The sequence below is a fragment of the Domibacillus sp. F004 genome, assembly GCF_057814295.1.
Window position 1 is genome coordinate 461,552 of sequence record NZ_JBVATB010000001.1, and the last position, 15,468, is coordinate 477,019.

Genomic DNA, 15,468 nt, shown 5'->3' on the forward strand with positions numbered 1-15,468 from the left:
GATGAGTATGACTAAAAAACTGCAACGAATGAAAAAGCATCTTGTGCGGGAAGAGAGCGTTTTACCGATCAAGAAGCAGCAAGAGAATATTCGTCACTGGGATACGTGGGAAGCGGCAGGTGCAAGCGTATTTCATTTTGAAGGCGAGTATTGCATTACCCGTGAAACGCATTATTCACTTGATTATAAGCATGGCCATTACACATTCCTTGATGCGGAAAAAACAATTCAAGACTGGTCTTCTTTCAACGGTGCTCATCCGTTGTCTGCAAAAGGATTCTCCCCGTCAGATTTGTATTTTTTTGATACGGAAACAACAGGCCTTAGAGGATCAGGCAGTATTATTTTTTTACTTGGAACGGCTCGCATCTCAGGTAATCATGTCACCGTAAAACAATATTTCCTTCCGTCACCGGGTAATGAGACCGCACTCTATGCGAAGTTTTTACAAGAAACAGATTATACGACACTTGTCACCTATAATGGGAAATCTTTTGACTGGCCGCAGGTAAAGTCCCGCCACACATTTGTGCGTGACCGAGTGCCAGCTCTTCCCGCATTTGGTCATTTCGATCTATATCATGCATCCCGCCGATTATTTAAGCATACAATGGAATCGGTCAAGCTCGTCCATGTAGAAAAAAACATTCTTGGGATTGAACGGATCGATGATGTGCCAGGGCATTTAGCACCAATTATTTATTATGATTATGTGGAGCGTGGAGATCCGGAAGGTGTATTACAAGTAATGAAGCATAATGAGCGTGATATTCTCAGCTTGCTTACACTGTATACACATATTAGCCGCCTTGTACTAGACGGTTCTGTCCGAAACGATGATCGCACAGCGCTTGAAATTGCTAAATGGTTTGAATCATCTGGTAATGTTGAAGCTGCTCGAGTAGCCCTTGCCGAGTCAGCGGAGAGAGGACAAGATAATGTGGCGCTTGACGCTGCCTACAGGCTAGCGATGCAATATAAGCGCGGAAAATCATTTGAAGAAGCGAGAGTACTGTTTGACCGCGTCCGGAAGTCCCGCAGTACGCGGGCAGTCGATGCATCGCTCGAGTTAGCCAAGCTGTATGAACATAGATGGAAAGAAATAGACGAAGCAATTAAGGTAACTGAGCAAGCACTTAAAATGGCAACAGACGAAAGGATCAGAAAGGAAATTGAACATCGTTTGACAAGACTAGAAAGAAAAAAGTCGAATCATTGTAAAAATTAATGTCATATTGTTGTAACATAGTTGAAAACATCGTAAAATGAAGAGTACCATTTTAAAAGAGAAATTATAACTATGAGGTGAATGACAGGTTGAATCGTGCGCTTTTTCTATTATTTTTTGTGTTTATCGGATTGACTGCATTTGTGTTAACGAATTTAAAAGATAGTTTCTATGCTTTTTTGTAAAAAGCAATAAGCCTTTAGACGGCCTGTTTCCTAATTGACAAATGGTACTGTTTTTGAAACAATTAACCTATAAAAACAGGACTCGATGAAGGTGGTGCAAGGCAATGTTGTCAGACCAACTTAAGCTGACCGGGAAAGATATTCTCGAAAAAGAATTTAAAACATCCATGCGCGGATACAATCCGGATGATGTGGATCAGTTTTTAGATCTGATTATTAAAGATTATGATGTATTTCAACAGGCAATTGAAGAATTACAACAGGAAAATTTACGTTTAAAAAAAGAAAACAGTTCTATCGCTTCCCGCCAAAGACAACCCGAGCCGCCGATACGCGCGCAGCAGCAGCAAGCAACAGGATCAACGAATTTCGACATTTTAAAGCGTTTGTCGAATTTAGAGCGGCACGTATTTGGTGATCGTCTTAACAACGAATAAATACTCGTTGCATTTGGAGTGATCATCAAGTATAATAGGGAGACGAAAATGAATAGCGTTCGGGTAATCGCTGCAGTCCAAGCGGCTGCAGAGGAAAGTCCATGCTCGCACAGTGCTGAGATGCCTGTAGTGATCACGCCTGGCGAAACCATAAGCCAGGGCAGCATTTAATGCTGACGGCAGGGAAAACACCTAAGTCCCCACGGATATGGTGTGAATACTTTGAAAGTGCCACAGTGACGGAGCTTTATCAGAAATGGTAAAGGTGGAACGAGGTAAACCCCGTGAGCGAGCAACCCAAATTTTGGTAGGGGCACTTTCCGGACGGAATTGAACGAATGGAAAGGCAGAAGCACATGTTTCTGCAGACAGATGATTGCCACCGGAGTACGAGGTCATACCCTGGCCGCTTGTAGTACAAAGGGACAAAACATGGCTTATAGAACGTTATTCAGGGTTCAATATATCATACTCAGCTCTCCTTTTTAGGGGAGCTTTTCTTCTATTTGACAGGAGAGGCGTCTTCTTATGAAAAAATGTAATTCGCTGCGAAAAAAAGTAAATGAAATGATCTATAGCTACGTACAAGAGGGAATCATGGTTACTGATGCAGATGGAATTATTTTATCAGTGAATCCTGCATTCCAAGTCGTGACAGGTTACCTTGAAGAAGAAGTAATTGGGCATCGGCCAAACATATTGCGCTCGGGAATTCAAAGTCAGCGTTTTTATGATGACATGTGGGCGACGATTCGAAAAGAAGGCATATGGAGCGGCGAAATATGGAACAAACGCAAAGATGGGGAACTTTATCCTGAATGGTTGACGATTTTAGCTGTAACGGATGATAAAGGGCTTGTAGAACAGTATGTTGGTGTCTTCACAGATATAACGAATCAAAAAACGGCAGAGGAAGAATTAAAGAAAATGGCACACAGCGATCCATTGACAGGTATCGCAAACCGGTATTCATATAATGTCCGTATGAAATCACTGCTCGAAACATCAAAAAAATATGGACAAAAAATGGCTGTTCTTTTTCTTGATCTTGACCGCTTTAAACAAGTCAATGATACATTTGGACATGAAGCGGGTGACCAACTTCTTATTCAGGTATCGGATCGTATTAAAAGTTTGCTACATAATAAAGACATATCAGCTCGTTTTGGCGGTGATGAATTTTTGGTTACGCTAACGAATATTCATCATCCACGTGAGGCATTTCGTTTAGCAGCTCGGGTTATTCAGTCATTTTCCGCACCGTTTAAGGTTGCTGGACAGGAAATTTATATGTCGACAAGTATCGGAATTAGTTTTTTTCCGGAAGACGGACAGGATGCTCACACTCTTTTGCGGAAAGCCGATAAAGCGATGTATGAATCAAAGCAAAATGGCCGCAATCGCTTTTCTGCATATCACCAAGAATTGGAAACTGAAAACGAAGAAATATGGACGATGGAAATGGAATTGCGGAAAGCGATTGAGCGAGGAGAACTATCCATTGTGTATCAGCCGCAAGTTGATGTGAAAACAAAAACGGTTGCGGGAGCGGAAGCACTGCTTAGATAGAATAATCGCCACTTTGGAGAGGTATCGCCAAGTGAATTTATTCCGCTTGCAGAAGAAACGGGACTTATCATTCCAATCGGTTTATGGGTGCTGAAGCAAGTATGCCAAGATTTGAAAAAATAATACAAATTGGATTTAGTGATGTGCCGTTGGCTGTAAATGTATCTCCGATTCAATTTTTAGAGGATAACTTTATTAAATCGATCCGCAATATTATAAGTGAAGAGAATGTACCGGCTCACCTTTTAGATTTGGAAGTGACCGAAAGTACGGTTATGCCAAATGCGGAAAAATCAGTGCAGCGGCTGACAAAACTGAAAAACATCGGATTTAAATTGTCGATTGATGATTTTGGTACAGGGTACTCATCGCTCAGTTATTTAAACCGTTTTCCGCTTGACCACCTAAAAATTGATCGTCATTTTATTCAGACGATAGATCGGCACGGTGATGATGCTTCAATTGTAAAAGCGATTATTACAATGGCCCACCGTCTTCATTTAAAAGTCAGCGCAGAAGGTGTTGAAAATGAGCAGCAAATTCAATTTTTAATAAGCGAAGCGTGTGATTACATTCAAGGCTATTATTATTCAAAACCGGTTTCAATTACAGAATTAATGGACTTTCTTTATTTGGATTTAACGGAAGAATATTAATGAAAAGAGGATATTATGACATACACAATCATCGCGACAGCTGCTATGGGTCTAGAATCACTTGTTGCTAAAGAAGTGAAAGAACTCGGTTATACGCCGCGAACAGAAAATGGAAAGGTCTATTTTGAAGGAGATGCAAAGGCGATTGCCCGCTGCAATATGTGGCTGCGGACGGCAGATCGCGTCAAAATAGTGGCCGCTGAATTTTATGCGAAAACATTTGATGAATTATTTGAAAAGACGAAAGCGATTCAATGGGAACAATTTTTGCCGAAAGATGCATCGTTCCCGGTGCAGGGGAAATCGGTGAAGTCGACGCTGTTCAGTGTATCGGACTGTCAGGCCATCGTCAAAAAAGCCATTGCAGAACGATTGAAGCATGCGTATAAAATAGAGGCATGGCTGCCAGAAACGGGTGCGCAATTTCCGCTTGAAGTCGCACTCTTAAAAGATAAAGTAACGATTACGATCGATGCGAGCGGTGCAGGTCTACATAAAAGAGGCTACCGGGTCGGGCAAGGGGAAGCACCGATCAAGGAAACATTGGCTGCTGCACTCGTTCAGCTGACAAACTGGTACCCAGATAAGCCATTTATTGATCCATTTTGCGGTTCTGGTACGATTCCGATTGAAGCAGCGTTGATCGGTCAAAACATTGCGCCTGGTTTTAACCGGGATTTCGTGTCTGAACAGTGGGACTGGATTGGTGATAACGTCTGGAATGATGTCCGAATGGAAGCAGAAGACAAAGCAAATTATGATCAGCCGCTTGACATTGAAGGGTTTGATATTGATTCAACTATGATCAGTATTGCCAACAGCAATGCGTTTGAAGCAGGGCTTGGTGATTTAATTAACTTCCGGGTTGGAGATGTTACAAAGTTTGAAACGGATAAAGAATATGGCGTCATCGTCGGTAATCCACCGTACGGCGAGCGATTAAGCGACCGTCCAGCTGTTGAAAAATTGTATGCGAATATGGGATATAAGTTCAAATCGCTTGATACCTGGTCTATATATATGCTAACGTCGCATGAACAGTTTGAAGAAGTATATGGCAAACCGGCGACGAAAAAGCGAAAACTATTCAATGGGTTTATTCGTTGCGATTATTATCAATACTGGGGCAAGCGTCCACCGCGCCGTGCTGAATAGAGTGATCAGAAAATAGCAGTGAGCAGTCAGAAATCCAGAAGATAGAAAAAAACGCAAAAGCAGACTTGCTTTTGCGTTTTTTTTATAACTATTACCAGAGCTTGAATCCTTTTGATCCAAGTGGACCGCCGTTGATGATGTCCATAATCGGAACGGTGTACGCAATTAAGATGAGTGCAACCAGTACGGTGAGCCACACTTTCCAGTTTTCGAGAATCTTAGGTGTTTTTTCAGCATCTTTATCCACTTCACCAAGAGGGAATTCTTCTTCGCCTTTTGGTGCAAACCAGCATAAGTTTACAAAAATGATTAACACTAAAATGATGCCGAGGAACAAGATGGTGCCGCCAACAGCCTGTGCGATTTGATAGGGGATCCATTCAAGCGCCTGCTCAGCATCGCCATATGTTGAGTAAGACGAACGGCGTGGAGCCCCGAGAAGGCCGACCCAATGCATCGCGCCGGACATAATTGTCATCCCGAACGCCCACGTAAAGGCCTGTATAATCGCAAGTTTATTCATTTGTGGTGTTAAAACGCGTCCTGTTAAATGCGGAATGAGCCAGTAAGCAATCCCGAAAAATGTTAATAAAACGGTTGTTGCAACGGTTAAATGGAAATGCCCGGTTACCCAAATGGTATTGTGAATCACCTGATTCATTTGATGAGAGGCGTTGATAATCCCACCCGCACCAGCTGGAACAAATGCAGCCATTCCAATAAATGGAACGATAAAACGTGCATCACCCCATGGAAGTTTATGAAGCCAGCCGAATAATCCTTTTCCGCCAAGCTCACGTCCACGCAGCTCAAATGTAGCAAACATGCTAAATGCTGTCATGAGCGATGGAATAATAACCATAAAGGTTAAAACAACTTGAAGGAATTTCCAAAATTCTGTAATCCCTGGTTCTGTAAGCTGATGGTGAATACCAACCGGGATGGAGAATAATAAAAATAAAATGAATGAAAGACGAGCAAGCGAATCGGAGAAAATTTTACCACCGATCACTTTTGGAATAACGACATACCATGCCATGTAGGCAGGAAGGAGCCAGAAATAGACGAGTGCATGACCAAAATACCAAAATAGCGTACGGGTAATCGCCACGTCGACACGTTCAATTAGCCCGAGCGACCATGGCAAAAGCTGAAGCAATACTTCTGCTGCAACCCCAAGTGTTGCAACGAACCACATAAGAGAGTTGGCAACAACCATGTACGTTAAAAGCGGAGAAGTTTGCCCTTTGTTTTCTTTGCGCCACTGTGCATACTTTGCAATTTGAGCAAAGATGACGAGCCAGCTGCCAACGACGATAAAGGTTAAACCAAGATAAAAAATCCAGTGTGCTTGCAGCGGTGCATAAAAGGTATATAAAACCGTTGCTTCATTTAATAAAATCATCGTTGCAGACATAACAGTACCAAGAAGCATAATCCAAAAACCAATCCAGCTAGCTAGACGTTGTTTCGCTGTAAATGTACCAGATGTACGGCTTACAGCAGCAGCTTGAAAACCGAGAATAAAGAATGTCGTTAAGACAAGTCCGAGCATAACGCCATGAACAGTTAATACTTGGTAATAACCAATATTTGCTGGAAGCTCAAAACGTCCAGAACGGACAAATACTTGTAAAAGTCCCATTAATCCGCCAATAGCAAGGGCCGCAAATGCAACATACATATGAGCCATAGCAAGGCGTGCATCCCGTTTATCTACACGTAAAAATGTGCTATTATTCATTTACATCGACCACCTTATACATCATTTTCATCGTGTGATGTCCTGTACCGCAATATTCGTTGCATACAACAAGATATTCACCTGCTTTATCCATCGTTGTGACGTATTCACTTATATAGCCGGGTTCAAGCATCATATTAATGTTTGTGCCGGCTACTTCGTATCCATGCACCACATCTTTCGTTGTAGCAATAATTTTTACAGTTGAACCTACGGGAATTTCTACTTCAGCAGGCAAGTACATAAATGCAGAAGCAACAACGACAAGTTCATAGTCCCACTCTTTTCCTTCCACTTTTTTCAGGCCGGGTTCGTTAAATGGAGCGATTTTGTCCACTTGTTCATAATTAATTGTTTTTACTGAACTAGGCGGCTGATGTCCTTGATGGAATGCGCCAATCCCAACGATGACGAGGAATAAGACAAGCGAGCTGATTCCAAACGTGAGCCACCACTTTTCATAACGGTGTAAATGCATACGTGTACTTCCTCCCTTAAACAAATTAGAAACGATCAGTGAAAATAGAAAAGACGACGAACCATGAAGCGATGACGAAAATGCCTACTCCAAATACGGCGTATAATGTTCCTTTTAATGAGTGCTCTTCTTCCTGATTATGATGATTGCGTTTTCCTGAAGCCATTAAATCTCCCCCTTCTTGATTACTTTATTTCCCCGTTAACACTATCTTAAGCTTGCAAAAAAACAGATTCTGTGAGGAAAATCACGAAATAACTTCTGAATGTGAAAAGAGTGTGAAAGAATGTTAAATATAATTTGACGAATAATCTGAAAAAATAGAATCTTAATGTTCGTATTTCAACTTGATTTTTTCATGCTTTCTGCTATTATATAAAACATAAATTAACTATTATTCGCTCATATAATTGCAGGAATTGGCCTGCAAGTATCTACCGGACTACCGTAAATGTTCCGACTATGAGTGGACAACAGCACGGTTCGTCCGTTCGCAGCCTGAAGGGCATTGTTCACTCTGTTTAGTAAAGAGAAAATTGTGCTTCAGGCTTTTTTAATGCCTGAAGATGTATAAATTAGGAGGAAGAAAGAATGAAGCGTCTTCAGGAAAAAATGGAACAGAACGGACGCGTTTTGTCCGAACACATTTTAAAAGTAGATTCTTTTTTGAATCATCAAATTGACCCTTTGCTTATGAAAGAAATAGGGGAAGAATTCGCCAAGCGTTTTGCATCAGAAAAAATTACAAAAATTGTTACACTTGAATCGAGCGGAATTGCACCATCTGTTATGACGGGGCTCGTACTCGGCGTGCCAGTCGTGTTTGCTCGTAAACGGCAGTCATTGACGATGACGGATGATTTACTGACAGCCAATGTGTATTCATTTACGAAAGAAACGGCGAATCGTATTGCTGTATCCAATACCTTTTTATCGGCTGATGATCATGTGCTTATTATTGATGACTTTCTTGCCAATGGTCAGGCAGCACTCGGATTGATCGATATCGTCCGTCAGGCAGGCAGCTCCATTGCAGGGGTTGGCATCGTTATTGAAAAATCATTCCAGAACGGCGCCGAGTTGCTTGAACAAGAAGGCATACGTGTCGAATCATTAGCGCGTATCGGGTCGCTTAAAGAAGGGAAAATCCAGTTTAAAAAAGAGGGGCTGCAAAATGAATCCCTCGACGTTTAAAACAGCATCTCTCGGCATTCAACACGTTCTAGCAATGTATGCAGGTGCAGTCATTGTTCCGTTAATCGTAGGTGCAGCGATCGGCATGACGCCAGAACAGTTGACGTATCTCGTATCGATTGATATTTTCATGTGCGGAATAGCAACATTGATGCAAGTATGGCGCGGCAAATGGGTCGGCATCGGACTTCCTGTTGTTCTTGGCTGTACGTTTACCGCGGTCAGTCCGATGATTGCAATCGGGACAACGCACGGTATTAACTATATATACGGTGCCATTATTGCATCAGGCGTTTTTGTTTTACTTATCGCTCCTTTTTTCAGCAGGCTTGTCCGCTTTTTCCCGCCGGTTGTGACGGGTTCGGTCGTGACGATTATTGGTGTGACACTTATTCCGGTTGCGATGAATAATATGGGCGGCGGACAAGGCAGCCCGGACTTTGGCTCAGCCGAGAATATTACACTTGCATTTACGACGCTTGCTATTATTATTTTGATGTATCGCTTTTTTAATGGCTTTGCCCGGTCCATTTCTGTGCTGCTCGGTCTTCTTGTCGGAACGGGTATTGCCTTCTTTATGGGCAAAGTTGATTTTGCCCCCGTTACGGATGCATCTTGGTTCCATATCGTTCAGCCGTTTTACTTCGGTATTCCTGCGTTTGAATGGACGAGTATTTTAACGATGATTCTCGTAGCGATGGTAAGCCTCGTTGAATCAACGGGTGTTTACTTTGCCGTTTCAGATATTTGTGACGAAGAAGTCACCGAGCGTGATTTGGCGAAAGGGTACCGTGCAGAAGGACTAGCGATTGTGCTCGGCGGGATTTTTAATGCGTTCCCGTACACGGCTTTTTCACAAAACGTCGGTCTTATGCAATTGTCAGGTGTGAAGTCAAGAACGGTGATTTTTTATACAGCCGGCTTCTTAATTTTGCTTGGCCTTGTGCCGAAAATCGGCGCGTTTACGACGGTTATTCCGTCGAGTGTACTTGGCGGAGCAATGGTGGCAATGTTCGGAATGGTCATTGCTCAAGGAATTAAGATGCTTGGAAATGTCGACATGGGCAAGCAGGAAAACTTACTGATTATTGCCTGCTCAGTTGGTATGGGACTTGGCGTGACAGTTGTACCGGATTTATTTGCGGGTCTGCCGGACGGTGTAAAGATTTTAACGGGAAATGGAATCGTCGCCGGCAGTTTGACGGCGCTTTTCCTAAATGTACTGTTTAATGAAATCGGCCGGAAGCGGACAGCGATCAATAAAGAAGCAGTATAAAATACTCCCACGTTTTAAAGGCAGTAAAATGTCGGAACGTCATCTACATTTCTTACATGAAAAGAAATGGAGGTGGCGTTTTTTGTGTTCAAAAAGAGTAACAAAACGGCAGGTAACAAATGAAGAAATAGAGTTTAAATTTACTTATTGGGAACCGGAATCACGTAGCTTGCCAGATGAAGTGGGGGGAGTTTAGGATTCAAGATAGGGTGTGATTGAATGATATGAATAAGTTATTCTACCGTCTACACCGCTCTTATTACAAGCGAAATTTAATTAAATGAGAGTGATGACGATAGTTTATTAATTAATAAAAAAGGAGAAACGCTTGTAGAGGAAAAAAGCTGCCGCTAGATGATCGCTTTGGTTTATAAAGCAAGAACGATCATATGTATATAACGACTGGTGTTGCTTTTCTTATTGGACTAACGGAGTAGGTTAGTTGAACAAGGTTAAGGGGAAAAGGCGTTTTTTGTGAAAAAGGGAAATTTGAATATCATGAACTTCTTTTAAAAAAGATACCAAAATTCTTTCCTGCTTATAATAATTCTCGAAGGTGAGGTAATATATTGAAAAAAAAGGATCAAAATAATCATTCGAACATTGAAGAATACTAGTTTATATAAAATTAAAAAGGGTATATTCCATTTAATGGCATGTTCTTCGTGTATAAAGAGGGGGCCAAATAGTGGAAGAGGATACTGAGTATGATTGTCTGCCACTGAATGTATTAGTTGGATATTACTATTATATAAACAAAAATATTAAAAAAGGTATTTTGTCTAACGCTATGTATTACGAAATAGATTTGATGAAACAAGCAGCTAATCGAAAGGGGATCTCTTTGGATTACTGTTATAAAAGAGGTACTTTGATGGTTAAAATTGAACAACAAAGAAAATAAGCCTTTTTACGATAAACATAGATAATTAGCCATCCGACTTAGTCGGGTGTTTTTTTTGCGTATATTTCAATACCGCCAAGAGAAAGAAGTATCCTCACGCCGATCATATTTGATTATTTATTAAATATATTTTTTCTCTAAAGATACACCTTAATAGACTATATAAAAAATGAATGATTAAACGTCTATTAAAACCAAAAATTTTCTAATTAACACACCAAAAGTTGTGGTAAAATAGTTTTGAAGTTCAGAAAATTACATAGGAGGTATATTATGAAAAAGATTATTGGATTCATTGCAGCTTTAGTTTTAATGATTACGTTGGTACCTTTGCAGAAAGCAGAAGCAAGCGATGTAAACAAACACTTTACCGTGAGTGTGGAAACGTTAGATGTACGTGAAAACCCATCACCTAGAACAAAAGTAGTAGGGTCTCTTAAAAAAGGAGCAGTTGTATTCGTCTATAATACAGCACCGGGTGGGTGGTCGAAAATTAAGTACAACAACAAAGCAGGGTATATTGCAACCAGTGGATTAAAGCAAAATGGGGCTTCTTCACCATCACCAAATAAATCTACTGATGTAAACAAACACTTTACAGTAAATGTGAATACTTTAAATGTAAAAGATAATCCAAGTCCTAGAGCAAAAGTGATTGGTTCACTAAAAAAAGGAACACCGGTATTTGTATATAGTACAGTGTCCGGTGGATGGTCGAAAATTAAGTATAATGGAAAAGCGGGATACGTAGCTTCAAGTGGATTTGTACACTATGACAAAGCCTATGCAGCCAAATCTCTTGTCGTAAAATCTTCACCAAGCACATCGTCTAAAACAGTAGGGAATATTAAAACTGGTCAAACAGTGGAAGTATATGGTGGCGTACCTATCGGTGAGGATCAGGACGACTTTAGTACTGCTCAGCAATATGGCTGGTCCAAAATTAAACACAAAAACAAATATGCCTATGTCATAACACACGAGCTGAAATTTGCTGATCCATATAATTGGGCTCCCGGGGTAAAAGCGGAATTTGAAGCTGATCTAGTACGACAAGGATACGCAGATTCTATTGATACTATTAGATATGAAAAAGCTGGTGTTTATGGCAATCAAGGAACCCTGTCAGTTTACGCTGAAATGGATGGGGTAGAATATAGAATTGTTGGTGTGAATGTAAAAACAGGTTGGTATCATGGATAACTAAATTTTTTATAGCTTGCATAATTCTACCAAGAAGGCAGAAATGTACGAGCAAAAAGTTAGCAATCAATAAAAATTTTGAACCGTTCACTGAGCGGTTCTTTTTTTGTTGTCAATGTGTCCAAGTACACCAGAATCATCTTGAGCCGTCAAATCGTTATAATAAGAATGAATAAGAAGTCTTGAGCAGGATGTCAAGAGATCGCAGCAGAGCGTCTTATACGTCCATTTATATTCTTGTAACAATTGAATTTTTAACAATGAATAGAACGGTAAGGGATAAGTATCTTAAACTGCTACATCATTTATTTTCTAATAAAATAGTGTATAAAAATGACAAAAAATAATGGTTTCATGGCTTGAAAAAAGAATGATCATTCATAAGCAGGTCATGCCAGCGCAAAAACAACCATGCTCTATACAAATCTGCGGGGGTCCAATGCACAGGTACCCGATTCGAAATAAAGGGTGGTGGATTCGTGGAGGCACTTGGAGTTTTAGCTGGAGTGTTTCTTATTCCTTAAGATAGTATTTGAAAGGTTAGATGAAAGGATTAAAAGCAAAAAGAGTATCTTCACCAAAGCAGTTTATGTTGGGAGATGTGATTTTTTATGATTTCAATGGAGATGGCCGGTTTGATCATTCAACCATTGTTACCGGGAAAACAGGCAATACACCGGTCGTCAACGCTCATACAGTGAGCACCCGCAACCGCGATTGGAGATACTAAAATTCTCCGGCATATACCCCGAAGATAAAATATATGTTTCTTCATATTGATGATAATACGTCTTTATAAAATGCCTTTTTAGGATTTTTTCACCATAACAAATATGACAAGCAGGTTACGCTTTTATAACCTGATTTTTTTTTGGAAAAAGCGACCTGATTAAATCCCAAGCCCTGTGTGCGCTGAAGTTGGTGGTGAAAACAGGAAACTATTATTATGGAAAGCTAGCTTAATTTGGAAGCTTAAAACCTATTGCGGGATTGTAAGATTTCCGGCAATATTAAAGCCGAAGCCGAGGCACCACATTCAAAAATAAATGACGCAGGAGGATTTTAAAAGTGAAAAAGAATCTACGTATGGCCGCGATTGCTGGTGCAATGTCAATTGGATTATTTACAGCAGGACAAGCAGAAGCCGCTACACCAACTTGTGACTGGAATCAACCTGTTCAATATAAAACATATAATGGTGAAAAAACAGTCGAAAAAGTACAACAGCCGGTTCAAAAAGCACCTACTGCACCAGAACAAGCACCGACAACAACACAAGCACCAACTACTACTACACAAGCGCCAGCAGCGCAGCCAACAGCAACGACTGGTTCTGTCAGCCAATTTGAAAAGCAAGTCTTTGAATTGGTCAATCAAGAACGCGCGAAACAAGGAGTGCAAGCTCTTCAACTAGATACGAAGTTAAGCGATGTTGCGCGTACAAAATCACAAGATATGAAAGATAAAGGCTATTTCTCTCATCAATCTCCGACATACGGATCACCATTTGATATGATGAAACAGTTTGGCATTACGTACAAAGCAGCCGGTGAAAATATTGCAAAAGGACAACAAACACCGGAAGAAGTAATGGATGGTTGGATGAATAGTGATGGTCACCGTAAAAACATTTTAAGTGCCGACTTCACGCATATTGGCGTTGGATATGTAGACGGCCATTGGACACAAATGTTTATCGGAAAATAAATCGATTCTCCCGTTGGCTTATATGCTGGCGGGATTTTTATCTTTCATTTCCTATGAATAATAATTTTACATTATATCAGAATAAAAGAAGAAAGATAAAGAATACAGACGGTTCTGGTGCAAATATAGTATGATCTTGAAAGATTCGTACAGATTCCTAACGGAATCGAGGTTCACGCCATAATTCCAAATAATTGATGGATGAACTTCACTTGATTTTGGACAGACTTGTCCCGTAAAACAAGTTGCCCTTTTTTAGCCATATGCATGGCTTCTATTCCAGAAATAATGAACCTTGCCGTGCGAAAAGATTTCAATCCTACCATCGAACGAACTCGCTTTTTAATAAACCGATGATCTTGTTCCACTATGTTATTGAGATATTTCACTTGTCTTATTTGTATGCCTTCAGGCAAACGATTCTCTTCTTTTAATTCTTGAATGGCTATAGGATAAGCCGGATTCTTATCGACGGTCATGACACGAGGTTTAGAGACATGAAAAGAGAGCAAAGCTTTCTTTAAGAACCGCTTTGCAGCCTTTTTGTCTCTAGTTTTGCTTAGGTGAAAATCAATCGTGTTTCCCTGGGAATCCACTGCACGATACAGGTACTTCCATTCCACATTTACCTTGATATAGGTCTCATCGATTCTCCATGAGTCATTCGTTTGCTTGAGATGACGACGGATTCTCTTATCCAATTGAGGTCCATATTGATGAACCCAACGCATAATGGTGGTATGTGCAATAGATAGACCCCGTTCTTCCATCATCTCCACAAGATTCCTAAAACTGAGGTTGTACCGTAGGTACCATCTTACCGTTAATAAAATGATTTCAGGCTGGTAGTGCTTCCACTTAAATAAATGTTCATTCTTCATACTGATCACGCACCTTTTTGAAAGTAGTAGTATCAGTATGTCCAAACTTCATAGATTTTTTGCAACTGTCTTGAAGTTTTTGCACCAGAACCCTATCTTCTATTAGTGCAATTTTTATATCAACAATTCCATTGGTAATCAAATGTGCTAAGAGGTTTAATCTTTTTTTATCGAAGATGTTTGATTCTTCTTCAAAAGAATCTAATAAATTTTTTTCAATAATTTCTTTCCGACTTTTATATCCGTATGTAATAGCTTCAATATCTTCTTGTGATAATCTGGGTGAAGCAATAATTCTTACTTTACCTTTATTTCTTATTAGCCCTGACAACCCTCGTGTAATCTCTATCAATGCTGTAGAAGAAAAGAATCCTACTGCTCTATCATATCTAACCGACTTATCAAGGACAGGTATGTAGAAATCCTTAACCATATCATCTAAAAATGATCTGTATTCAGTTTTTAGAGACAATTCTTGATAACTCAAAATTGGACCTCCCTCTATTTCACTACTATATTATCTGTTCGTTGTGAATATTTTACCATAATTCCCAATTGATATTACTTCTTTTTTTTGTAAATTCTGAACCCTATCTCCCACAGCTGTTCAACTTTACAAATGTCATAAATCTTTAGGATTAGGAACTTGCATATATTGTTATAAATATTTATCAACCGTCGTATCTGAAACTGTTAAATAATGCTCCAACAATGTTTCCAAAGACTTATGCCCCGTCTGCTTAGCAATCGTCGTTAAATCCGTACCAGCCTCATGCATGGCAACAACCTCGCTCTGATATCTTCCACCGCTTTATCGACTGAGGATTTCCCTTGCACTCTGATTAAATGAG

At 40.2% G+C, this 15,468-nt stretch carries 17 protein-coding genes, 1 other RNA gene and 1 riboswitch; of the genes, 13 read left to right on the forward strand and 5 right to left on the reverse strand.

Features of this window, described 5'->3' with window-relative positions:
* Position 1: 1 nt before the first annotated feature.
* The 7 genes from ACZYRN_RS02500 to ACZYRN_RS02530 all read left to right on the forward strand — a co-directional run bounded on the left by ACZYRN_RS02500 (position 2) and on the right by ACZYRN_RS02530 (position 5,230).
* The gene (locus ACZYRN_RS02500) at positions 2–1,228 is read left to right on the forward strand and encodes a ribonuclease H-like domain-containing protein (RefSeq protein ID WP_488909914.1); all 1,227 of its coding nucleotides are present in this window, start codon (positions 2–4) and stop codon (positions 1,226–1,228) included.
* Positions 1,229–1,517: 289 nt separating this feature from the next.
* On the forward strand, positions 1,518–1,850 hold the full coding sequence (gene gpsB / locus ACZYRN_RS02505) for a cell division regulator GpsB (RefSeq protein ID WP_488909915.1): 333 nt from the start codon (positions 1,518–1,520) through the stop codon (positions 1,848–1,850).
* A gap of 55 nt (positions 1,851–1,905) precedes the next feature.
* An RNA gene (gene rnpB, locus ACZYRN_RS02510) (RNase P RNA component class B) lies at positions 1,906–2,295 on the forward strand.
* A gap of 83 nt (positions 2,296–2,378) precedes the next feature.
* Positions 2,379–3,419, forward strand: coding sequence for a putative bifunctional diguanylate cyclase/phosphodiesterase (locus tag ACZYRN_RS02515; protein WP_488909916.1), 1,041 nt, complete (start codon positions 2,379–2,381; stop codon positions 3,417–3,419).
* A 39-nt stretch (positions 3,420–3,458) separates the two neighbouring features.
* On the forward strand, positions 3,459–3,542 hold the full coding sequence (locus tag ACZYRN_RS02520; RefSeq protein WP_488910529.1) for a hypothetical protein: 84 nt from the start codon (positions 3,459–3,461) through the stop codon (positions 3,540–3,542).
* A complete protein-coding gene (locus ACZYRN_RS02525; RefSeq protein ID WP_488909917.1) occupies positions 3,521–4,075 on the forward strand; it encodes an EAL domain-containing protein in 555 nt (184 codons plus the stop codon). The genes ACZYRN_RS02520 and ACZYRN_RS02525 overlap by 22 nt, the downstream gene beginning before the upstream one ends.
* A 12-nt stretch (positions 4,076–4,087) precedes the next feature.
* Complete coding sequence (locus ACZYRN_RS02530) at positions 4,088–5,230, forward strand: THUMP domain-containing class I SAM-dependent RNA methyltransferase (protein ID WP_488910530.1); 1,143 nt, start codon at positions 4,088–4,090, stop codon at positions 5,228–5,230.
* 91 nt (positions 5,231–5,321) lie between these two features.
* On the opposite strand, the gene ACZYRN_RS02535 is transcribed toward ACZYRN_RS02530, so the two are convergent.
* From ACZYRN_RS02535 to ACZYRN_RS02545, 3 genes are read right to left on the reverse strand one after another with little or no spacing between them, the layout of a single operon-like run.
* A complete protein-coding gene (locus ACZYRN_RS02535) occupies positions 5,322–6,974 on the reverse strand; it encodes a b(o/a)3-type cytochrome-c oxidase subunit 1 (protein ID WP_488909918.1) in 1,653 nt (550 codons plus the stop codon).
* On the reverse strand, positions 6,967–7,452 hold the full coding sequence (locus tag ACZYRN_RS02540; protein ID WP_488909919.1) for a cytochrome c oxidase subunit II: 486 nt from the start codon (positions 7,450–7,452) through the stop codon (positions 6,967–6,969). The genes ACZYRN_RS02535 and ACZYRN_RS02540 overlap by 8 nt, the downstream gene beginning before the upstream one ends.
* A gap of 25 nt (positions 7,453–7,477) precedes the next feature.
* Entirely contained in the window at positions 7,478–7,618 is a 141-nt protein-coding gene (locus tag ACZYRN_RS02545; protein ID WP_488909920.1) for a hypothetical protein, read from the reverse strand.
* A 216-nt stretch (positions 7,619–7,834) separates the two neighbouring features.
* Positions 7,835–7,935: riboswitch (purine riboswitch) on the forward strand.
* 108 nt (positions 7,936–8,043) lie between these two features.
* Here ACZYRN_RS02545 and ACZYRN_RS02550 point away from each other — a divergent pair.
* From ACZYRN_RS02550 to ACZYRN_RS02575, 6 genes are all read left to right on the forward strand, one after another.
* Positions 8,044–8,646, forward strand: a complete 603-nt coding sequence (locus ACZYRN_RS02550) for a xanthine phosphoribosyltransferase (RefSeq protein WP_488909921.1) — start codon at positions 8,044–8,046, stop codon at positions 8,644–8,646.
* Positions 8,627–9,922, forward strand: a complete 1,296-nt coding sequence (locus ACZYRN_RS02555; protein ID WP_488909922.1) for a nucleobase:cation symporter-2 family protein — start codon at positions 8,627–8,629, stop codon at positions 9,920–9,922. Before ACZYRN_RS02550 ends, ACZYRN_RS02555 begins: the two co-directional genes overlap by 20 nt.
* A gap of 688 nt (positions 9,923–10,610) precedes the next feature.
* Positions 10,611–10,826 (forward strand): hypothetical protein, encoded by a 216-nt coding sequence (locus tag ACZYRN_RS02560; RefSeq protein ID WP_488909923.1) that lies wholly within the window; start codon positions 10,611–10,613, stop codon positions 10,824–10,826.
* Between the two features lie 273 nt (positions 10,827–11,099).
* On the forward strand, positions 11,100–12,029 hold the full coding sequence (locus tag ACZYRN_RS02565) for an SH3 domain-containing protein (RefSeq protein ID WP_488909924.1): 930 nt from the start codon (positions 11,100–11,102) through the stop codon (positions 12,027–12,029).
* A gap of 544 nt (positions 12,030–12,573) precedes the next feature.
* Entirely contained in the window at positions 12,574–12,759 is a 186-nt protein-coding gene (locus ACZYRN_RS02570) for an amidase domain-containing protein (protein ID WP_488909925.1), read from the forward strand.
* A gap of 338 nt (positions 12,760–13,097) precedes the next feature.
* Positions 13,098–13,736, forward strand: coding sequence for a CAP domain-containing protein (locus ACZYRN_RS02575; RefSeq protein WP_488909926.1), 639 nt, complete (start codon positions 13,098–13,100; stop codon positions 13,734–13,736).
* Between the two features lie 173 nt (positions 13,737–13,909).
* Here the strand turns inward: ACZYRN_RS02575 and ACZYRN_RS02580 are convergent, their stop codons facing one another.
* A complete protein-coding gene (locus ACZYRN_RS02580; RefSeq protein WP_488909927.1) occupies positions 13,910–14,617 on the reverse strand; it encodes an IS6 family transposase in 708 nt (235 codons plus the stop codon).
* On the reverse strand, positions 14,607–15,104 hold the full coding sequence (locus tag ACZYRN_RS02585; RefSeq protein WP_488909928.1) for a phospholipase D-like domain-containing protein: 498 nt from the start codon (positions 15,102–15,104) through the stop codon (positions 14,607–14,609). Before ACZYRN_RS02585 ends, ACZYRN_RS02580 begins: the two co-directional genes overlap by 11 nt.
* Positions 15,105–15,468 lie beyond the last annotated feature (364 nt).

Bases quoted from the DNA above. Each gene is read 5' to 3' on its own strand.
- ACZYRN_RS02500 (WP_488909914.1), top strand. From the start codon at position 2: ATGAGTATGACTAAAAAACTGCAACGAATGAAAAAGCATCTTGTGCGG.
- gpsB (WP_488909915.1), top strand. From the start codon at position 1,518: ATGTTGTCAGACCAACTTAAGCTGACCGGGAAAGATATTCTCGAAAAA.
- ACZYRN_RS02515 (WP_488909916.1), top strand. From the start codon at position 2,379: ATGAAAAAATGTAATTCGCTGCGAAAAAAAGTAAATGAAATGATCTAT.
- ACZYRN_RS02525 (WP_488909917.1), top strand. From the start codon at position 3,521: ATGCCAAGATTTGAAAAAATAATACAAATTGGATTTAGTGATGTGCCG.
- ACZYRN_RS02535 (WP_488909918.1), bottom strand. From the start codon at position 6,974: ATGAATAATAGCACATTTTTACGTGTAGATAAACGGGATGCACGCCTT.
- ACZYRN_RS02540 (WP_488909919.1), bottom strand. From the start codon at position 7,452: ATGCATTTACACCGTTATGAAAAGTGGTGGCTCACGTTTGGAATCAGC.
- ACZYRN_RS02545 (WP_488909920.1), bottom strand. From the start codon at position 7,618: ATGGCTTCAGGAAAACGCAATCATCATAATCAGGAAGAAGAGCACTCA.
- ACZYRN_RS02550 (WP_488909921.1), top strand. From the start codon at position 8,044: ATGAAGCGTCTTCAGGAAAAAATGGAACAGAACGGACGCGTTTTGTCC.
- ACZYRN_RS02555 (WP_488909922.1), top strand. From the start codon at position 8,627: ATGAATCCCTCGACGTTTAAAACAGCATCTCTCGGCATTCAACACGTT.
- ACZYRN_RS02565 (WP_488909924.1), top strand. From the start codon at position 11,100: ATGAAAAAGATTATTGGATTCATTGCAGCTTTAGTTTTAATGATTACG.
- ACZYRN_RS02570 (WP_488909925.1), top strand. From the start codon at position 12,574: ATGAAAGGATTAAAAGCAAAAAGAGTATCTTCACCAAAGCAGTTTATG.
- ACZYRN_RS02580 (WP_488909927.1), bottom strand. From the start codon at position 14,617: ATGAAGAATGAACATTTATTTAAGTGGAAGCACTACCAGCCTGAAATC.